This window comes from Streptomyces sp. NPDC046122 (genome assembly GCF_056429965.1).
Genome location: NZ_JBWKLQ010000005.1, coordinates 66979 through 84578 on the forward strand (window position 1 = coordinate 66979; position 17600 = coordinate 84578).

At 70.5% G+C, this 17600-nt stretch carries 16 protein-coding genes; 10 read left to right on the forward strand and 6 right to left on the reverse strand.

Features of this window, described 5'->3' with window-relative positions:
• The first annotated feature begins 112 nt into the window (after positions 1-112).
• The 9 genes from AC07FK_RS16205 to AC07FK_RS16245 all read left to right on the forward strand — a co-directional run bounded on the left by AC07FK_RS16205 (position 113) and on the right by AC07FK_RS16245 (position 9950).
• A complete protein-coding gene (locus AC07FK_RS16205) occupies positions 113-1957 on the forward strand; it encodes a P-loop NTPase family protein (protein ID WP_479105529.1) in 1845 nt (614 codons plus the stop codon).
• 96 nt (positions 1958-2053) lie between these two features.
• Positions 2054-2908, forward strand: coding sequence for a bifunctional DNA primase/polymerase (locus tag AC07FK_RS16210; protein WP_479105530.1), 855 nt, complete (start codon positions 2054-2056; stop codon positions 2906-2908).
• 2 nt (positions 2909-2910) lie between these two features.
• Positions 2911-4386, forward strand: coding sequence for an ATP-binding protein (locus AC07FK_RS16215; protein WP_479105531.1), 1476 nt, complete (start codon positions 2911-2913; stop codon positions 4384-4386).
• Between the two features lie 435 nt (positions 4387-4821).
• Positions 4822-5064: a helix-turn-helix transcriptional regulator gene (locus AC07FK_RS16220; protein WP_479105532.1), complete on the forward strand. Its 243-nt coding sequence runs from the start codon at positions 4822-4824 to the stop codon at positions 5062-5064.
• 71 nt (positions 5065-5135) lie between these two features.
• Positions 5136-6383, forward strand: coding sequence for a tyrosine-type recombinase/integrase (locus tag AC07FK_RS16225; protein WP_479105533.1), 1248 nt, complete (start codon positions 5136-5138; stop codon positions 6381-6383).
• Between the two features lie 36 nt (positions 6384-6419).
• Positions 6420-6983 (forward strand): hypothetical protein, encoded by a 564-nt coding sequence (locus AC07FK_RS16230; protein ID WP_479105534.1) that lies wholly within the window; start codon positions 6420-6422, stop codon positions 6981-6983.
• 264 nt (positions 6984-7247) lie between these two features.
• Entirely contained in the window at positions 7248-7499 is a 252-nt protein-coding gene (locus tag AC07FK_RS16235; protein ID WP_479105535.1) for a DUF1049 domain-containing protein, read from the forward strand.
• 185 nt (positions 7500-7684) lie between these two features.
• Positions 7685-9316, forward strand: a complete 1632-nt coding sequence (locus AC07FK_RS16240; protein WP_479105536.1) for a penicillin-binding transpeptidase domain-containing protein — start codon at positions 7685-7687, stop codon at positions 9314-9316.
• Between the two features lie 361 nt (positions 9317-9677).
• On the forward strand, positions 9678-9950 hold the full coding sequence (locus AC07FK_RS16245; protein WP_479105537.1) for a hypothetical protein: 273 nt from the start codon (positions 9678-9680) through the stop codon (positions 9948-9950).
• Positions 9951-10012: 62 nt separating this feature from the next.
• Here the strand turns inward: AC07FK_RS16245 and AC07FK_RS16250 are convergent, their stop codons facing one another.
• From AC07FK_RS16250 to AC07FK_RS16265, 4 genes are all read right to left on the reverse strand, one after another.
• Positions 10013-11170 carry a serine hydrolase domain-containing protein gene (locus AC07FK_RS16250; protein ID WP_479105847.1) on the reverse strand — a complete coding sequence of 386 codons (1158 nt, stop codon included), beginning with the start codon at positions 11168-11170 and terminating at the stop codon, positions 10013-10015.
• Between the two features lie 154 nt (positions 11171-11324).
• Positions 11325-12080 (reverse strand): energy-coupling factor ABC transporter ATP-binding protein, encoded by a 756-nt coding sequence (locus AC07FK_RS16255; RefSeq protein ID WP_479105538.1) that lies wholly within the window; start codon positions 12078-12080, stop codon positions 11325-11327.
• A complete protein-coding gene (cbiQ, locus tag AC07FK_RS16260) occupies positions 12077-12838 on the reverse strand; it encodes a cobalt ECF transporter T component CbiQ (RefSeq protein ID WP_479105539.1) in 762 nt (253 codons plus the stop codon). Before cbiQ ends, AC07FK_RS16255 begins: the two co-directional genes overlap by 4 nt.
• A 1-nt stretch (position 12839) precedes the next feature.
• Entirely contained in the window at positions 12840-13913 is a 1074-nt protein-coding gene (locus tag AC07FK_RS16265; protein WP_479105540.1) for an energy-coupling factor ABC transporter permease, read from the reverse strand.
• 157 nt (positions 13914-14070) lie between these two features.
• On the opposite strand from AC07FK_RS16265, the gene AC07FK_RS16270 reads away from it, so the two are divergent.
• The gene (locus AC07FK_RS16270) at positions 14071-14454 is read left to right on the forward strand and encodes an SsgA family sporulation/cell division regulator (RefSeq protein ID WP_479105541.1); all 384 of its coding nucleotides are present in this window, start codon (positions 14071-14073) and stop codon (positions 14452-14454) included.
• A 129-nt stretch (positions 14455-14583) separates the two neighbouring features.
• Here AC07FK_RS16270 and AC07FK_RS16275 read toward each other — a convergent pair whose 3' ends face one another.
• Together AC07FK_RS16275 and AC07FK_RS16280 are read right to left on the reverse strand one after the other, a co-directional pair.
• Positions 14584-16788: an MMPL family transporter gene (locus tag AC07FK_RS16275; RefSeq protein ID WP_479105542.1), complete on the reverse strand. Its 2205-nt coding sequence runs from the start codon at positions 16786-16788 to the stop codon at positions 14584-14586.
• Between the two features lie 153 nt (positions 16789-16941).
• Positions 16942-17517: a TetR/AcrR family transcriptional regulator gene (locus AC07FK_RS16280; RefSeq protein WP_479105543.1), complete on the reverse strand. Its 576-nt coding sequence runs from the start codon at positions 17515-17517 to the stop codon at positions 16942-16944.
• Positions 17518-17600 lie beyond the last annotated feature (83 nt).

Sequence of the window (17600 nt, forward strand, 5' to 3'; positions counted from 1 at the left end):
TCAACCGGTGCTGTCGACGCAACCGACAGCACCGGCCCCCGCAACTCGGGCGGGCCGGTGACGCCACGCAACGGCGCACCGGCCCTCATCCACGGTCTTGGAGGACCCTTTCGTGGACTGGAAGCAAGCATGGTCGACCACCACCAACACCACCAACAGCGCCCTGGATTCACTGGCACCTGTCTGTGTTCCGTTCGCGGCCCGCTGGGACCTTGAGGCGGACCGGCGTAACAAGCTGCGCACCCCCGAGCACTTGAAGGCGCTCATGGCCGCGCAGAAGGAGCACAACTCTGCGCGTTCCACGCACGCCACCGCCAAGTCGCAGCAACTCACGGCGCGCGCCGCGTCCCGCAATCCGCTGGCAGCGGGTCGCCGCGCCGCACGCGTGGCGAGCAAGGCCGCCGCGCGGCACGAGCGCGACACCCGCGCCAAGCTCAAGGCCGCGCAGGTGAACTACCCGAGCACGCTCAAGGCTCGCGCGATCCAGGCGCACTCGCTGCACGCCGTGCCCAGCGTCGTCACGTCCGCACTCATGTCCACCTCGCACCTGACCATCTGGCCGGCCGCCACGTCGGCAGTGCTGATCGGGGCGAACGTGGCCGGTCTCGCGCTCGGTCGGCGCAAGCTGCGCGTGCCGGTGGATGAGTCGCTGTCGCTGGAAGAGCGTCAGCTCATGGAGCGTCTTGACCCGTCGTACTGGGTGGAGCACGCCCCTGATCGTGGCCTGTCGGGCACGGTCACCGCGCCCCCGGCCATGGAACCGGGCGGTGTCCGGTGTGAGATCCGTCTGGACGGGACGTGGACGGTCAAGACGCTCGCGGACAAGGCCGACTCGGTCCGTGCGCTGCTCGGTGCCCGCACCGCGTTGCGCATACGGATCACGTCCGCCTCACGCGGCGGATGGGCTGTCCTCACGCTGGCGACGAGGTCGGCAGCCGCGGGCGTTTCCTCGCTGTGGACTCCGGACCGTATTCCGTCCGATCCGATGGCGATGAGCCTCGGTCTGGACACCGAGACCGGTGATGAGGTTCTGATCCCGTTTGATGAGCGGCTGTTGGTGTCCGGCGCGTCCGGCACCGGCAAGTCCTGGTCGTTCCGTCCGCTCATGGCGACCGCCCACCTGCGCGGTGACCTGCTGCTCATCGACGGCAAGGGCGAAGAGGCCAACATCTGGGAGTCCGCGTGCCGCGTCGCCGTGGAACGCGACGAGATCACGGACGCCGTGGACGAGGCGCACGCGGAGATGACCCGTCGCAAGGTCGACATGAAGAAGCGCGGGATCAGCGTGTGGGACGGCCATCAGCTCACCGTCGTCGTGGACGAGGGACAGGTGATCCTGGCCCTGATCACCAAGGACAAGGACCGGCTCCAACGGCTGATCGAGCTGTCCTCGCTCGGTCGCTCGCGCGGCGTCGTCCTGTGGTGGGCCACCCAGTACCCGCTCACCGACGGCGGCGCGCCCGGCGTGCACAAGCTGATCGCACCGAACCTCCTGACGCGGTTCTCGCTGCGGGTGGCCGGCACGACCCAAGCCCAGGTCGCGCTGGACGACTGCGCACACTACGCCCCGCACCAAATCCCGGACGGCCGCGAGTACCGGGGGCACGGCTACCTCAAGAGCTACGGGCCGCGCATGCTGCGCACCTGGACCCTGGACGACGCGGGCGTCCGCGCCCTGCCCAAGTCGATCTGGACCCCCACGCAGACCCCGGGCGGCTCGTCGGCGCGAACGCCGCTGCACCTGGTCAAGGAGACGGCCGCCCCGTCTGGGGCATCGACCAACCGGGACAAGGTGCTCGCCGCTGTGCAGTCCGGGGCGCGTACCGCCAAGGACGCGGCCGACGCGACCGGCCTGAACAAGGGCACCGTCTCCCGCGAGATCAAGACCCTCACCGCCAGCGGAGCCCTGCACAGGACCGCCGACGGCAGGCTCCTGCCCGGCCAGCAAGCGGCCTGACCACTCAAGCGAACGACAACGGCGGCCCCCATCCGACCAAGAACCGGGGCCGCCGCCAATCCACCTGCCCTGAACAGACCTGTGGAGGAATCCAGCATGACCCAACCGACCGACATTCGGGGAGAGCACCTGCGGGTCGCTCTCTCCCTGGCCGCCTCCGGCGTGCCCGCGCTGCCGTTACGAGCCGGGAAGGTGCCGTTCGGCAACTGCCCCCGCTGCACCGGCAACGCCTGCGGCGGCCGGCCGAACATGAAGACCCCCGGGCCCTGTGCCTGCCCCGGTCCGTGCCACGCGTGGGCAGCCGCCACAACGGACCCGGACGTCATCACCTCCGCTCCCTGGCGTCGCGCATGGCTGCGCGCAAGTGCGGTCGCCTACCACCCGGGCGGGGCGGGGCTGACGGTCGTAGACCTGGACAACGCCGACGCGATCACGTGGGCCCGCGAGAACCTGCCGACCACGCAGACCGTGCCCACCACCCGGGGCGAGCACTGGCTCTACCTCGGTGCGATGCAGTCCGCGAACGCGGTCCGTCCCGGCGTGGACATCAAGTCCACCATGGCCTATGCCCGCTGGCTCGGGTTCGGCACCGGCACCATGGCCTACCTGCCGGACGCCGTGCGCGCCCTGGCCGTGAGGGAGATCCGCGCAGTCCGACCGGCTGCCGTCCCTCTGCCCGCGCGGGCGAAGGGTGGGGAGTGCCCCCACCGCACCCCGGCCTACCTGGAGCGGGGCATCGCCATGGCCGAGCAGCGCATCACCGAAGCCCGTGAGGCGGTGCACAGCACCGTCTACCGCACCTTCCTGGCCGTACTGTCCACCCATGGCCGGTGCGGCTGCCTCACCGACGCCCACGTCGGGCGTCTCTTCACCGTCGCGCAGGCCAAGGGCGAATCCCTCCGGCACTGCACCGAAGCGTGGACCAACGCCCTCACCCGGTTGGGACTGTGACCATGTCTGAGGACGAAAAGAACCCGGCCCGCGAGGTCATCACCGACTACGCGCAATCTCACTTCCGGTACTTCCGCACCGCCGACGGGACCGTGTACGCGCAGAAGAACGGCCACCCTGTGGCCCGCCCGATCCGCTCCCAGGGGACGACGGGCAGCCACCGCCAGGAACTCATGGTGGGCCTGTTCAAAGACGGGCGCGGCATGTTCAACGGGACCGCCCTGAAGGAGGCGCTGGACCTGATCGAAGCTCTTGCCCTGACGGAGGACGTGCAGCCCGTCCACATCCGCGTCGCCCCCGGGCTCGACGGGGCGACGTGGCTGGACCTGGGCCGCGACGACGGGCAGTCCGTCCGTATCCACCCCACCGGCTGGGACATCACCGTTCCCGACCCTCGCGAGGTGTGCTGGCGACGTACCCAGCTCACCGGGGAACTCCCCCTGCCGGCCAAGGACACCGACGGCAAGGGCATCGACCACCTGATGCGGCTGTGCAACTTCGCCAACGCCGAGACCGAATGCCTGGCCATCGCCTGGCTCATCGGCTGCCTCGGACCGTCCGTGCCCGTACCCGCACCGTTCCTCACCGGGCCGCAGGGCGCGGGCAAGTCCACCGGGGGCCGCATGCTCGTGCGGATCATCGAAGGCATGAGCGGTGACCTGCGCCGGGCCCCGAAGGACGAGGAGAATCTGATCGCGGCGGTCGCGGCCGGGTGGGTCACCGCCCTGGACAACCTCTCCCACATGACGCCGGACCTGTCCGACGCCATGTGCTGCATCGTCACCGGAGCTGAGAGCGTCAAGCGCGCCCTGTTCACCGACGGGGACGTGCACCGGGCCCGCTATCGCCGCCCCCTACTCCTGACCGGCATTGATGTCGGCGTCATCCGGCCCGACCTCGCGGAACGGCTCCTGCCCTTGCGACTGGAGCGGCCCCGCATGAGGCGCACCGAGGCGGAGCTGTGGGCGGAGTTCGAAGAGGCGCTGCCCGTAGTCCTCGGCTCTCTCCTGGACCTCGCGGTCAAGGTTCGCGCGGCCGAGGCGGAGACTCCTACCGATCTGCGGATGGCGGACTTCGCCCATCTGTGCGCGCAGCTCGATGCGGCAACCGGCCTCGGAGCGCTTCCCGCCTACCGGGCCAGCCTGGACGACCTGAACGACGACGTGATCGAAGGGGATCTGCTCGCGCAGACCGTCCTCACGTACGCCGCCGGCCTCGCGCCGGGCGGCGAGCAGCGGATGACCTCCACCGAGTGGTTGCACTGCCTCAGCCGCCTTTACAGCGGCGAGGAACTGCGGCCCCTGCCCAAGGGGTGGCCGACCACCGGCAAAGTCCTCTCCGACCGGCTCAAGCGCCTCCAACCGACGCTGGCAGCCCGGGGGGTCCTCATCGACAGCGGCCGCACGCGCGAAGGCCGCTACCTCGAAATGACGCGCCCATCCACGCCGCCCTCACACGAGCAGCCTGTCGTGTTCTGACCTGCACCGCGCGCTCGCCCGGACAAGCAAGAAGAGCACCCCCGCGCGGCGTGCTCTTCTTGCTGTTCGGCGGAACGCCGCCCGGTAGTCGCGCCGCGCAGCGGCTCCTCATTCACGTCCTGAGGGGCACCGAACAACTACAGACACCCCCTCTTTTGTCCTAAGTAGGAAGACGCTGCGTCACCTGCGTCACGCGGACAGAAAAACAGCCACTGAGCTGCGGCTACAGGCGTGACGCAGAGGACGGCCCCTGCGTCATCCTGCGTCACCTGCGTCACCCGATGACACAGCCCGTGACGCACCCATGACGCACCCCCACACCGCCGCGTCACACAAAGCCGCAGGTCAGACACCCGTATGACGCGGGTGACGCTGTGACGCAGAAATCCGCACTTAGGACAGGTACAGCCGTAGCCCTCCCCAAGGAGTCGCATCGTGGCCCCGAAACGCACTCCCGAGTCCGACCCGCAGACGACCCTGCGCGTCGGTCTCCCTGACCGCTACCTCACCCCCGACGACCTCATCGAGATGTTCAGCCTGCCGAGCACCGAGACGCTCTACACCTGGCGCAAGACGGGCGTCGGCCCACCCGCCATCCGCATCGGCAAGTACCTGCGCTACGACCCCGCCGCCGTCCGGTCCTGGGTCGAGAGCAACACCGACACCGCCGCCGCCTAACAACCCCACCAACCAGCAGGGGCACGACCGACACAGGTCGTGCCCCTGCTGCATGCCCACAGGAGCATCCTTTGGCCGGCCACATCCAAGACCGCTGGTTCAAGACCGAGACCACCGCCGACGGCAAGTCCATCCGAGTGAAGACCAACCGCTACGGGCTCGGGCTCCGCTACCGGGCCCGCTATGTCGGCCCTGACGGTACCGAGAAGTCCAAATCCTTCCCGGACAAGCAGAAGCGCTTGGCAGAGAGGTGGCTCACCGAGACTGCCGCTGACATGTCACGCGGCCAGTACATCGACCCACGAGCGGCCCGAATTACCTTTCAGCAGTTCGCAGAGAAGTGGGTGGCCACCCACACGACCGAGATCAACAGCCGCGAGGCAGCCGAGCGCCGGTTGCGACTTCACGCGTACCCGTACATCGGAACCCGCCCGCTCGCCTCGTTCCAGCCCGGTCATATCCGAACCTGGCTGGGTGAGCTGGAAGCCGCTGTCCCGCTGTCTTCGCACCGCCGAATCATCTTCGGAACCGTGTCCGCCGCCTTCAACGCGGCGGTGGACGACACGTTGCTGAGCAAGAACCCGTGCCGCGCACGATCAGTTCAGATCCCAAAGGCGGGCGCGCCCAGAGTGAACCCCTGGAACAGCTCTCAGGTGTTCGCCGTGCGCGCAGCGTTACCCGAACACCTGCGGGCGACGGTGGACGTCGCGAGCGGCTGCGGCCTGCGACAAGGGGAAGTATTCGGTCTCTCAGAGGAAGAACTCGACTACGCCGGCGGGTGGCTGTCGGTCAACCACCAGTTGAAGCGCATCCGGGGCAAGTTTGTGTTCGCTCCGCCCAAGGGCGGCAAGCTCCGTAACGTGCCACTTCCAGCGGCCGTAGGGAACGCTCTTCGCGCTCATTCGGAGCGGTACGCCCCGGTGAAGGTGACCTTGCCGTGGCGCACCCCCGACGGGCCGCACGTGACCAGGACGCTCCTCTTCAGCGGAGCATCCGGCGCCCACGTGCGGGTCAGCCACTTCAACGACCACATGTGGAAACCCGCCCTTGCAGCAGCGGGCATCATCCCGCAGCCCAAGCCTGGTGAGCGGTACGCAGCAGCACCAGAGGACGGAATGCACGCGCTTCGGCACTTCTACGCATCCGTTCTGCTGGACGCCGGCGAGAACATTCGCGCCTTGAGCGCCTACCTCGGCCACAGTGACCCCGGCTTCACATTGCGGATCTACACGCACCTCATGCCGAGCAGTGAAGGACGAACCCGGAAGGCTGTCGACGCCCTGTATGACTCCGCCATCACCACCAAGTTCGCCGATTGAGACTCAAAGGAGAACCCCTCAGACGAGAATGATCCTATGGATCAAGGAATCGCTGCTGTCTTCGCTGGCGTAGCTGGTCTGGTAGGCGCCGGGATAGGCGGCCTGGCCACGGCGTACGGTGCCCGAACAGGTGCTCAGAAGACGATTGATGCTGCACTAACACAGGTGCAGCATCAATCAGTTGCGGAGCACAGCCACTGGGTCCGGGACCAGCGCAGGCAAGTGTGCAGCGATATCTCCAGCGCTTGGACGGCGTTCCTCGACCCTATGGGGGCCTGCCATGCCGCGATCACGCAGGAGGAACTGGTGGCGCACGATGACCTGGTGGCGCTGTTCGAGCATTTCATTGTGCTGAACAACGCCAACGCTGCAACCCAGCTCTGGGGGCCTGATGAACTCGTGGCCGCGTCCCAGGGCGTAACGACGTCGGCCCTAGAGATACATCGTTGCGCGAACAGGTGGCCTGACACGGTGGGCGGCAGCGACCAAGCCGCGATCGAGGCACATCAGGCCGCCTGGGAAGAGTGCGTAGACGAGGGACGGGACGCCTGGCGTAACTACCAGCACGTCGCTCGTGCGACTCTGACGACGCCTTCCTAACAGAGATCACGGCCCACAGACGGCCCGAATGTCGAGACATGGCTACGCCTGACGGTAAACGCCCTGGTCCGAGCGCTGCCAGCACCTATCGACGGAACTTCATTTACTTCTGGCCGATCTACACCGGGCAGACGATCCCGATAGACGCCTGGCGCGACCGCATCTGGTTCGACACCTGGGTCTAGCCGGCCCGGCACGTCACGAGGGCAGCGGGCGGAACCTGAACAATTCGCCCGTCCGTCCCAACCCTCGGACAATGGTTTCATGGACCACACCAAAAAGCAGCATGCCCCCTCATCCGTGACGGTCAAGGGACGGGACATGCGACTGCGCACCATTGGCTTCGTGGTCCTGGCTGCCCTGGCCATCTGGTTCATCGCCACCAATACCGGCTCGGTGACCATCAAGCTCTGGATCGAGACCGTCACGCTCCCCATGTGGAGTGTCCTCACGGTCACGCTGCTCGTCGGCATCCTGCTCGGCCTGATCATCGCCCGCCGCCGCGCCCGGCGATAACGTCCTCCCGAGCGCCGCGTTCCCGCCTCCCCGGGTACGGCGGCGAGCCCCGGCCGGGCAGGGGTGCGTCCGTCCCGGTCCTGTAACGCTCACCCCAGGGGCAACTCACGTCCCGTACAGTGCGATACAGCACTTCTTGAACACGTTCAGTTCAGGAGGGACTCCTGGGGAGGGGACTGCACAGCATGCGCAGTGGAGCGAAGGTCGCCATAGTCGGCGGAGTGTTCCTGGCCATGGCAGGAGGGGTGGGCTACGGGGCGTACTCCATGGTGAGCGACGAGACCGGCGGTGCGGACGTCGGCACCTTGTCGGCGCCGAAGAAGACCGGCCCGCCGAGCGCCGACGAGGTCGCGCGGACCGCCGAGGACTTTCTCGCCGCCTGGGCGAAGGGCGACGCCCGCCTGGCCGCCGATCTGACCGACGACGCCGCTGCCGCGCAGTCCGCCCTGTCCGCGTACCGGGACGCGGCGCACATCGGCGAGGTGGAGCTGAAGCCCGGCACGGCGGTGGGGGCCACGGTGCCGTTCACCGCCGACGCCACCGTGACGTACAAGGGCGCGAGCAAGTCCTTCTCGTACGCGTCGGAGCTGACGGTCGTGCGCGGCCTCACCACGGGCAAGGCCCTGGTCGACTGGAAGTCGTCCGTACTCCACCCCGGTCTGAAGGACGGCGAGGTGCTGCGGACGGGGCCGGCCTCCGCCCCGTCCATCAAGGCGGTCGACCGGCGCGGCGCCGAGCTGACGAAGGAGAAGTACCCGTCGCTGGGGCCCGTCCTGGACACGCTGCGGGAGAAGTACGGGGAGAAGGCGGGCGGAACGCCGGGCGTCGAGCTGACCGTCGAGAGCGGCAGCGACAACGGTGTCGCCCCGCGCCCGCTGCTCACCCTCGTCAAGGGCAGGGCGGGGAAACTGCCGACGACGCTGGACGCGGGCGTGCAGGCGGCGGCCGAGACGGCGGTGAAGAAGTACAGCCAGGCGTCGGTCGCGGCGATCGAGCCGAGCACGGGCGAGATCCTGGCCGTCGCCAACAACCGCACGGACGGGTACAACGCGGCGGTCCTCGGCAAGCAGGCCCCCGGTTCCACGCTGAAGATCGTGACGGCCGCGATGCTGATGGAGAAGGGCCTGACGGGCGCGGACCGCAAGGCCGAGTGCCCGCCGACCGCGATGTACATGGGCCGCACCTTCAAGAACCTGGACGATTTCTCCATCGCGGACGGCACCTTCGCCACCAGTTTCGCCCGCTCCTGCAACACCGCCTTCGTCAAGCTGATCGACGACACCGAGGACGACGCGGCGCTCCCCCGCACGGCGCGTGAGGTGTTCGGTCTGGGCCTGAACTGGCAGACCGGGATCGTCACGGCCGACGGGACGATCCCGGAGTCCTCCGGCGGCGAGGCGGCGGCGCAGTACATCGGGCAGGGCACGGTCCAGATGAACGCCCTCAACATCGCTTCGGTCACGGCCACCGCCAAGGCCGGCACGTTCCGGCAGCCGGTCATCGTGCCGCAGTCGCTCGACGGCCGCGAACTGGCCAAGGCGTCCCGCTCCCTTGCTCCGTCCGTGCACAGCCAGTTGGTCGCCATGATGCGGCAGACGGCGACGGCGTCCTTCGGCACGGGTACCGCGGCGATGGCGTCGGTCGGCGGCGACAAGGGCGCGAAGACCGGATCGGCGGAGGTCGACGGGCAGGGCACGTCCAACAGCTGGTTCGCCGGGTTCAGCGACGACGTGGCCGCCGCCGCGTCCGTGGAGTCGGGCGGCCACGGGGGCGACGCGGCGGGCCCGCTGGTGGCGGCGGTACTGCGGGCGGGCTGAGGGACGTCACGGCGCGTGTACCGTCCGGAACCCAGGCCGCTCGGAACCTGCCCGTCCGGCGCGAACGCGGCGAAGCCGCAGGCGCGTTCTTCGTCGTGGCGATCAGCGAGTCGTGGGGGCACGATGCCGAAACTGCGCAGGAGGCGGCCCTGCGGGGGCCTCGCGGGCGGTGCCGCGGTGCCGGCGTTGAGCGGCGCGGGCGCCGTCGTACCCGGTCCGGGTCGAGGACGGCATCCAGGGCGGCGTCGTGACGAGCGCCCCCTAAGCGGATCTCGACGAGGCGTACGAGTCGGACCGGTCCGGCAGGCTCGACGGGGATTTCGCGGGCACCGTCACCGTGCGCCCCGGCGAGCGTTCCCTGGTGGCCAATCGCTACGGCGACCAGCCCGGCTCCACGTGGAAGGTCACCGGGGAGCCGGACGGCGCGGTGGCGGGTCCGGCGCCCGGACCGGTGCGGACCACCGGCTACCCGGCCGCGGAACGGCAGGACCGGTACGGCTTCACCGCACAGGGGAAGGGCACGACCAGGGTCGGGCTGTTCGGCTGCCACCGCTGCGGGTACGACGACCGTCCCGTGTCGCCCGAGAGCAGGAAGATCTCCGTGACGAAGACGCTGACGGTGGTGGTGGGCTGAGCGGCCCGCCGGCCGGGCGTGCCCCCGGGAGGCCCACCGCGTGCCCCTGGCCCCGCCCGGGATCACACGGCCGACCGCACCGCGCGCACGAGGGCCTGGGCGCGCGGGTCCGCGGTGACGCCCTTCTGGAGCCCGTTGGTCACGTACCCGAAGGCGATCCCCGACTCGGGATCGGCGAATCCGAGGGAGCCGCCCCGGCCCGGGTGCCCGAACGAGCCGGGCGCGAGCAGCGGCGCGCCGGAGCCGTGCAGCATGAAGCCGAGCCCGAAGCGGGTGCCGACGACCAGGACACGGTCCGCTCCTGCCGACTCCTCGGTGCGCGCGAGCGTGAGCGTGGCCGGGGCGAACAGCCGGTGACCGTCGACCTCGCCGATCATCGCCGCGTAGCACCGCGCCAGCGCCCGCGCGGTGGAGATCCCGCCGGACGCGGGAAGTTCGGCCGCCCGGTACGCGGGGTCGTTCTCGTCCGGGAGCGGGTCGATCGCCCCGAAGGCGCGCCGGGTGAGCGACGCGGGATCGGCGTACGCCTCGCTCACGCTCCGCTTGGGCCGCAGCCGCAGCGCCCCGCCGTCCGGGGGCGGCGGGGCGACGGGCCCCACGCGGCCGACCCGGTGCGCCTCGTCCGCCGGCAGCCCGACCCAGAAGTCGAGCCCCAGCGGCCGGGCTATCTCCTCGGCGATCCACCGCCCGACGGTCCGTCCCGTCACGCGCTTCACGAGCTCACCGATCAGCCAGCTGTACGTCTGGGCGTGGTAGCCGTGGTCGGCGCCGGGCGTCCAGGCGGGCGCCTGGGCGGCGACGGCGCGCGGCCCGCTGACGCCGTCGATCGCCTCGGCGGGCGTCAGCGGGCGGTCGAGCACCGGTACGCCGGCGCGGTGGGACAGCAGGTGCCGTACGAGCACGCGCTCCTTGCCGTTCGCCTTGAACTCCGGCCAGTACGTCGCCACGGGGGCGTCCAGGTCGATCTGGCCGCGCTGGTGGAGGAGCAGCGGCACGGCGGCGGCGACGCCCTTCGTGGCCGAACGCACGATCTGGGCGGTGTCGACGGCCCACGGCTCCGTGCCGTCCACGTCGCGGGTGCCGGCCCAGAGGTCGACCACCTTGCAGCCGTGCCGGTAGACGGCCACCGCCGCGCCGCGTTCGCCGCGCCGCGCGAAGTTGCGCACGAACGCGTCCCTGACCGGTTCGAATCCGGCAGCCACCGTGCCCTGTGCATCCACTACCGTGCTCGCGCTCATGCCCCCCATGGTGCAACGGCCCCGCCGGCGGGGAGGCGGGGGGTCCCGGGAGCGCCGTTCGTGCGAAAGCGCCCGTACGGCGCGCACGTTGCCGCACGGGGGCCGTGCAGGCCCCGCACCGCCCGGCCGGCGCCCCCTACGCCTCCACCCGCACCGAGCGCGGGTCGAACCCGAACGGCAGCTCCAGCCGGTGCGCCCGCATCACCGCGTCGTCCGACAGCAGCTCCTGCGTTCGCCCGTCCGCGACGATCACGCCGCCGCTGAGGATCACCGAACGGGGGCACAGTTCGAGCGCGTACGGCAGGTCGTGGGTGACCATCAGCACCGTCACGTCCAGGGACCGCAGGATGTCGGCCAGTTCGCGGCGCGACGCCGGGTCGAGGTTGGACGACGGCTCGTCCAGGACCAGGATCTCCGGTTCCATCGCCAGTACGGTCGCGACGGCCACCCGGCGCCGCTGGCCGAATGACAGGTGGTGCGGCGGCCGGTCGGCGTACTCGGCCATGCCCACCCGCTCCAGCGCGGCCGTCACGCACGCCTCCAGCTCCGCGCCGCGCATCCCGGCCGCGGCGGGGCCGAAGGCGACGTCCTCGCGGACCGTCGGCATGAAGAGCTGGTCGTCGGGGTCCTGGAAGACGATGCCGACCCGGCGGCGGATCTCCGCGAGGTGCTGCCTGCCGACGGGGAGCCCCGCGACGGTCACGGAACCGGCGCCCGCCGAGAGGATGCCGTTGAGGTGCAGTACGAGCGTCGTCTTGCCCGCGCCGTTCGGTCCGAGCAGCGCCACGCGCTCGCCGCGCGCCACGTTCAGGTCGACGCCGAAGAGTGCCTGGTGGCCGTCCGGATAGGCGTACGCGAGGCCGCTGACCTCAAGAGACAGGGTGGTGGTCATAGCGTCCATCCCAGCAGACAGACCGCCAGCGCCGACACCGGGAGGGCCGCCGCCCGGGACCACTGGGCCCGCGTCGCGGTCACTTCGTCGATCACCGGCATGGTGCCGGTGTACCCCCTGCTGACCATGGCCAGGTGCACCCGCTCGCCTCTCTCGTAGGAGCGGATGAACAGCGCACCCGCCGTCTTGCCCAGGACGCCCCAGTGCCGCACGCCGCGCGCCTCGAAGCCGCGCGAGCGCCGGGCGATCGACATCCGGCGCATCTCGTCCGTGATCACGTCGCCGTAGCGGATCATGAACGACGCGATCTGCACGAGCATCGGCGGCAGCTTCAGCCGCTGGAGCCCCAGCAGCAGCGACCTCAGCTCGGTCGTCGAAGCGAGCAGGACGGACGCGGCGACGCCGAGGGTCCCCTTCGCCAGGACGTTCCAGGCGCCCCACAGGCCCGAGACGCTCAGCGACATGCCGAGCACCTCCACCCGCTCCCCCTGGGCCACGAAGGGCATCAGCACGGCGAACGCCACGAAGGGCACCTCGATGAGCAGCCGCTTGAGCAGGTATCCGGCCGGCACCCGGGCCGCGTACGCGACGCCGGCGAGCAGCGCGGCGTACAGGCCGAAGGCCCACATCGCCTCGCGCGGCGTGGAGACGACGACGAGGACGAAGCAGAAGACTGCGGCGAGCTTGCAGTGCGGCGGCAGCGCGTGGACCGGCGAGTGCCCGTGCCGGTAGAGCTTGTGGGCGTGGCCCGCGCCCATGTCAGGCGGTTTCCTTGTCCTCGGTGCGCGCCGGCGTCACGACGGCGGCCGGCCGGTCCTGCCCGCGCCGGCGCCGTACCGCCCAGAAGACGCCGCTGCCGGCCGCGACGGTCGCGCCGACGCCCACGACGCCCGCGAGGCCGCCGGAGATCCGGCCGTCGCCGATGCCGCTGACGCTGTAGTCGGCGAGCGGGGAGTCGGCGGCGGCGTGGTCCTCTACCTTCTGGTCGATGCCCTGGTCGGCGGCGACCTTCTCCAGGCCGTCGGGGCTGGCGGAGGCGTAGAACGAGACGATTCCGGCCAGGACGAGCGCGGAGGCCAGTCCGGCGCCCCACACCGTGCGGGTGGAGCGGGCGGCGACGGGAGCCGGGGCGTCGGCGGGAGCCGCGTCCACCAGCTCGCCGCCGACGAGCAGCTTGAGCGGTGCGGAGAGCCCGCGCGCGCCGTGCACCAGGTCGGGGCGTACGGCGATGACGGCGCCCACGGTCAGCGCGGTGATCGCGGCCTCGCCGATGCCGATGAGGACGTGCACGCCGACCATGGCGGTCAGCACCTTGCCGATCGGCACGTCCGTCGTCCCGCCGACGGCGTAGATCAGCGTGAAGGCCGCGGCGGCGGCCGGAACGGAGACCAGCGCGGCGACGAACGCCGAGGCGGTGACCGACGAGCGGCGGCGCGGCAGCACCTTCACGAGCCCGCGGAAGAGCACGTACGCGACGATCACCGTCACGACGCCCATGACGGTGATGTTGACGCCCAGCGCCGTGAGCCCGCCGTCGGCGAAGAGGATGCCCTGCATCAGCAGCACGACGGAGATGCAGAGCACGCCGGTGAACGGGCCGACGAGTATCGCGGCCAGCGCGCCCCCGAGCAGATGCCCGCTGGTGCCGGCCGCGACGGGGAAGTTCAGCATCTGCACGGCGAAGATGAACGCGGCGACGAGCCCGGCGAGCGGGGCGGTCCGCTCGTCCAGCTCACGGCGCGCTCCGCGCAGGCTGACGGCGACCGCCGCCACGGCTGCGACGCCCGCCACAGCCGAGACAGGTGTGTCGATGAATCCGTCGGGGACATGCATGGGGAGGCTCCGCTTCCTGCGGTGTGATGAACCGTTCGATGATAGTGCCTTCTTGCAAACAGGTCGCAAGAGCGCACGGGTCACAAATGAAGCGGGGCGCACGCCCCAAAATATGGGACATTAGAGGACATAAGCCCCGAACCTTAGGAGCCGCCCGATGCCCCCGACCATTGAGGACCACGCACGGGCCTGCCTCGTCACGGACGGTCCCCAGCGGCACGCCGTCCCCGTGGCCCTCCGATACGACCCGCAGGAGGACCCGCTCGTGGTCCGCCTGGTCTTCCCACCGGACGTCTCGCCCGACGGCGCCGAGAACGAGTGGGTCTTCACCCGCGCCCTGCTGGAGGCCGGCATGACCCGTCCGGCCGAAACCGACAGCGGCGATGTACGGGTGTGGCCCTGCGGCCGGGTGCAGGCCGTGATGGAGCTGCGTTCGGAACAGGGCATGGCCGTGATCCAGTTCGACCGGGCGCCGCTGCTCCGCTTCCTGCGCCGCACGCACGCCGCCGAGGAACCCGTGACCACGGAGGCCGCCCACTGAAAACGGTGAGGTCCCTCCGGCCGTCACGGCCGGAGGGACCTCACCGTCGCACCGGGTCCCGTCCCCACGAGCCGGTGCGCGACCGGGGCCGCCGTCCGCTCGTCGAGCGGCCCCGGAGCTCTTCGGCGCCTAGGCGCGCACCAGCTCGCGCCCGGCCCCGGCGTCGTCGTCGCCCAGCTCCTTGCGCAGCTGCTCGCCCTCGACGTCGACGTTCGGCAGCGCCTTGTCCAGCCGGCGCGGCAGCCACCACGCCTTGTTGCCGAGCAGCGCGAGCACGGCGGGCACGATGGCCATCCGCACGACGAAGGCGTCGAAGAAGACGGCGATGGCCAGCCCGAAGCCGATCATCTTGACCATGGACTCACTCGATCCGATGAACCCGGCGAAGACGGCGATCATGATGACGGCCGCGGCGGTGACGACCCGCGCGCCGTGCCGGAAGCCGGTGACGATCGCCTGCCCGGGGCGCTCCCCGTGGACGTACGCCTCCCGCATGCGGGTGACGAGGAAGACCTCGTAGTCCATGGCGAGACCGAAGACGACGCCCACCATGAAGATCGGCATCATCGACATCACGGGTCCGGTCTGCTCGACGCCCACCACGTCCGCGAGCCAGCCCCACTGGAAGACCGCGACGACCGCGCCGAGCGCCGCCACCACGGACAGCAGGAAGCCGAGAGCGGCCTTGAGCGGTACGAGGACCGAGCGGAACACCAGCATCAGCAGCAGGAACGCGAGCCCGACTACGAGCGCCAGATACGGCAGCAGCGCGTCGTTCATCTTCTGCGAGAAGTCGATGTTCATGGCCGTGGCCCCGGTGACCAGCACCTCGGCCCCGGTGTCGGACGTGATGCCGGCGCCGGCCCCGCGGATGGAGCGCACCAGATCCTCGGTCCCCTCGGAGCTGGGCCGGTCCTTGGGCACGACGGTGACGACGGACGTGTCGCCGGCCTTGTTCAGCGGCCCGGGCACGGTGGCGGCGACACCGTCCATCTTCTTGACGACGTCGGTGACATGGCCGACCGCGTCCTTGGGCCGCTCGGCGTCCGCCACGTCGACGACGACCATCAGCGGCCCGTTGAAGCCGGGCCCGAAGCCGTCCGACAGCAGGTCGTACGCCTTGCGCTGCGTGGTGCTGACCGGCTGGGAGCCGTCGTCGGGCAGTCCCATCTCCAGCGAGGCGGCGGGTACGGCGACGACGCCCAGCCCGACCACGGCGGTGAGCAGCACGGCGACCGGCCGGCGCAGCACGAAGCGCGCCCAGCGCGTCCCCATGTTGGGCTTGCCGGCCTCGGCGGCCTGCCCCTGCCGCTTGCGGGCCTTGCGGCCGAAGACCTTCTTGCCCGCGAATCCGAGCAGCGCGGGAACCAGCGTCAGGGCGATGAGTACGGCGATCACGACCGTGCCGGCCGCGGCGAAGCCCATCTTCGTCAGCATCGGGATGTTGACCACGGCGAGTCCGACCAGCGCGATCACCACGGTCAGGCCGGCGAAGACGACGGCGGACCCGGCCGTTCCCACGGCCCGGCCGGCCGCGTCCTCCGGCTCGCGCCCCTCGGCCAGCTCGGCCCGGTAGCGGGAGACGATGAACAGCGCGTAGTCGATGCCGACCGCGAGGCCGATCATCATCGCGAGCGTCGAGGTGGTGGAGCCGAGGTCCAGGACGTTCGCCAGCGCGGTGATGGTGGAGACGCCGATCCCCACCCCGATGATCGCGGTGAGCAGCGGCAGCCCGGCCGCGACGAGCGATCCGAAGGTGATCACCAGCACGACGGCGGCGACCGCCACGCCGATGATCTCCCCCGAACCGGTCTCCGGCACGGCCTGCAGCGCGTCACCGCCGATCTCGACGGTCAGCCCGGTCTCCCGGGCCTCGTCACCGGCTTCCACGAGCGCGTCCCGCGTCCCGTCGGTCAGCTCCATGCCGCTGACCTTGTACGAGACCTGGGTGTAGGCCGTCGTGCCGTCGCGGCTCACGGCCTTGCCGGCGTACGGATCGACGACCGAGGCGACCTGGTCGGAACCCGACCGCAGCCCGGCGACCACCTTCTCCACTTCGGCCTTGTGTCCGGCGTCGGTCATCCGCTCCCCTTCGGGAGCCTTGAACACCACGCGGGCGGTGGCGCCGTCGGCGGCGGCGCCGGGGAAGCGCTCGTCGAGCAGATCGAACGCCTTCTGCGCTTCGGTCCCCGGTATGGAGAACGAGCTGGAGGTGGCGGTGGAAGCGGAGGCGGCGCCGAGACCGGCGAGCACCAGCAGGACTGTCCACGCGAGGGCGACGAAGGGGCGGCGGCGGAAGGCGAACCGGCCCATCTTGTAGAGGAAAGTGGCCACGAGGGCGTTCTCCCGGTCAGGTCGTTGGTACGTACAGGGCAGGGGTGACCAGCCCGACGACGAGAGCGGTACGCGTCAGGTGGAGCGTTTTCTACGGGGACGGACGCCGGGCGGGGACTCCGCGGCGCCGCGTGGGGCACTACACCGGGACCATCAGGCGGCGCCCAGCGCGGGCAGCACCACGGCATCGATGTAGTCGGCGAGGAAGGCCCGGTCGGGCGACCGGCCCTCGATGAGTTCCTGGGCGACGAAGGCGCCGACCAGCATGTGCGGGACGTACCGCAGGGCGGCGGTCTCGGCGGGGATCTCCCCCCGGTCGACGGCACGCCGCAGCAAGCCGTCGAGCCCGGTGAGCTCGGGTGCGATGAGCAGCTCCCGCAGCGCCTGGTGGAGATCCGGGTTCTCGTGCACGGCCTGGGCGAGGCCCCGCATCAGCGCGGAGTCCCGTTCCATCTGACAGTCGTCGGTCCGCTCCACCAGTGCGTGGAAATCGCCCCGCAGAGTGCCGGTGTCGATGTCCGCGAGACTGACGGGCTTGTTGTGCCGCAGGGCCCTGACGACGAGCTCCGGCTTGCTGCCCCACTGGCGGTAGAGGGTGGCCTTGCTGGACCGCGTGCGGGCCGCGACGGCGTCCATGGTGACCGCGTCGTAGCCGACCTCGCGCAACAGGTCCAGTACGGCCTCGTACAGCTCGCTCTCCCGCTCGGGCGTGAGCCGCGTGCGTGCCATGCCGACCCACCTCCCAGCGAACGAAACGGTTTCGTACACCCAAGGTACGCCCGCCCTCACCGAAACGAAACCGTTTCGATGGT

What these genes read in the sequence shown, in the direction of transcription:
- AC07FK_RS16210 (WP_479105530.1), top strand. Translation starts at nt 2,054, where the DNA reads ATGACCCAACCGACCGACATTCGGGGAGAGCACCTGCGGGTCGCTCTC.
- AC07FK_RS16215 (WP_479105531.1), top strand. Translation starts at nt 2,911, where the DNA reads ATGTCTGAGGACGAAAAGAACCCGGCCCGCGAGGTCATCACCGACTAC.
- AC07FK_RS16230 (WP_479105534.1), top strand. Translation starts at nt 6,420, where the DNA reads ATGGATCAAGGAATCGCTGCTGTCTTCGCTGGCGTAGCTGGTCTGGTA.
- AC07FK_RS16235 (WP_479105535.1), top strand. Translation starts at nt 7,248, where the DNA reads ATGGACCACACCAAAAAGCAGCATGCCCCCTCATCCGTGACGGTCAAG.
- AC07FK_RS16240 (WP_479105536.1), top strand. Translation starts at nt 7,685, where the DNA reads ATGCGCAGTGGAGCGAAGGTCGCCATAGTCGGCGGAGTGTTCCTGGCC.
- AC07FK_RS16255 (WP_479105538.1), bottom strand. Translation starts at nt 12,080, where the DNA reads ATGACCACCACCCTGTCTCTTGAGGTCAGCGGCCTCGCGTACGCCTAT.
- cbiQ (WP_479105539.1), bottom strand. Translation starts at nt 12,838, where the DNA reads ATGGGCGCGGGCCACGCCCACAAGCTCTACCGGCACGGGCACTCGCCG.
- AC07FK_RS16265 (WP_479105540.1), bottom strand. Translation starts at nt 13,913, where the DNA reads ATGCATGTCCCCGACGGATTCATCGACACACCTGTCTCGGCTGTGGCG.
- AC07FK_RS16270 (WP_479105541.1), top strand. Translation starts at nt 14,071, where the DNA reads ATGCCCCCGACCATTGAGGACCACGCACGGGCCTGCCTCGTCACGGAC.
- AC07FK_RS16280 (WP_479105543.1), bottom strand. Translation starts at nt 17,517, where the DNA reads ATGGCACGCACGCGGCTCACGCCCGAGCGGGAGAGCGAGCTGTACGAG.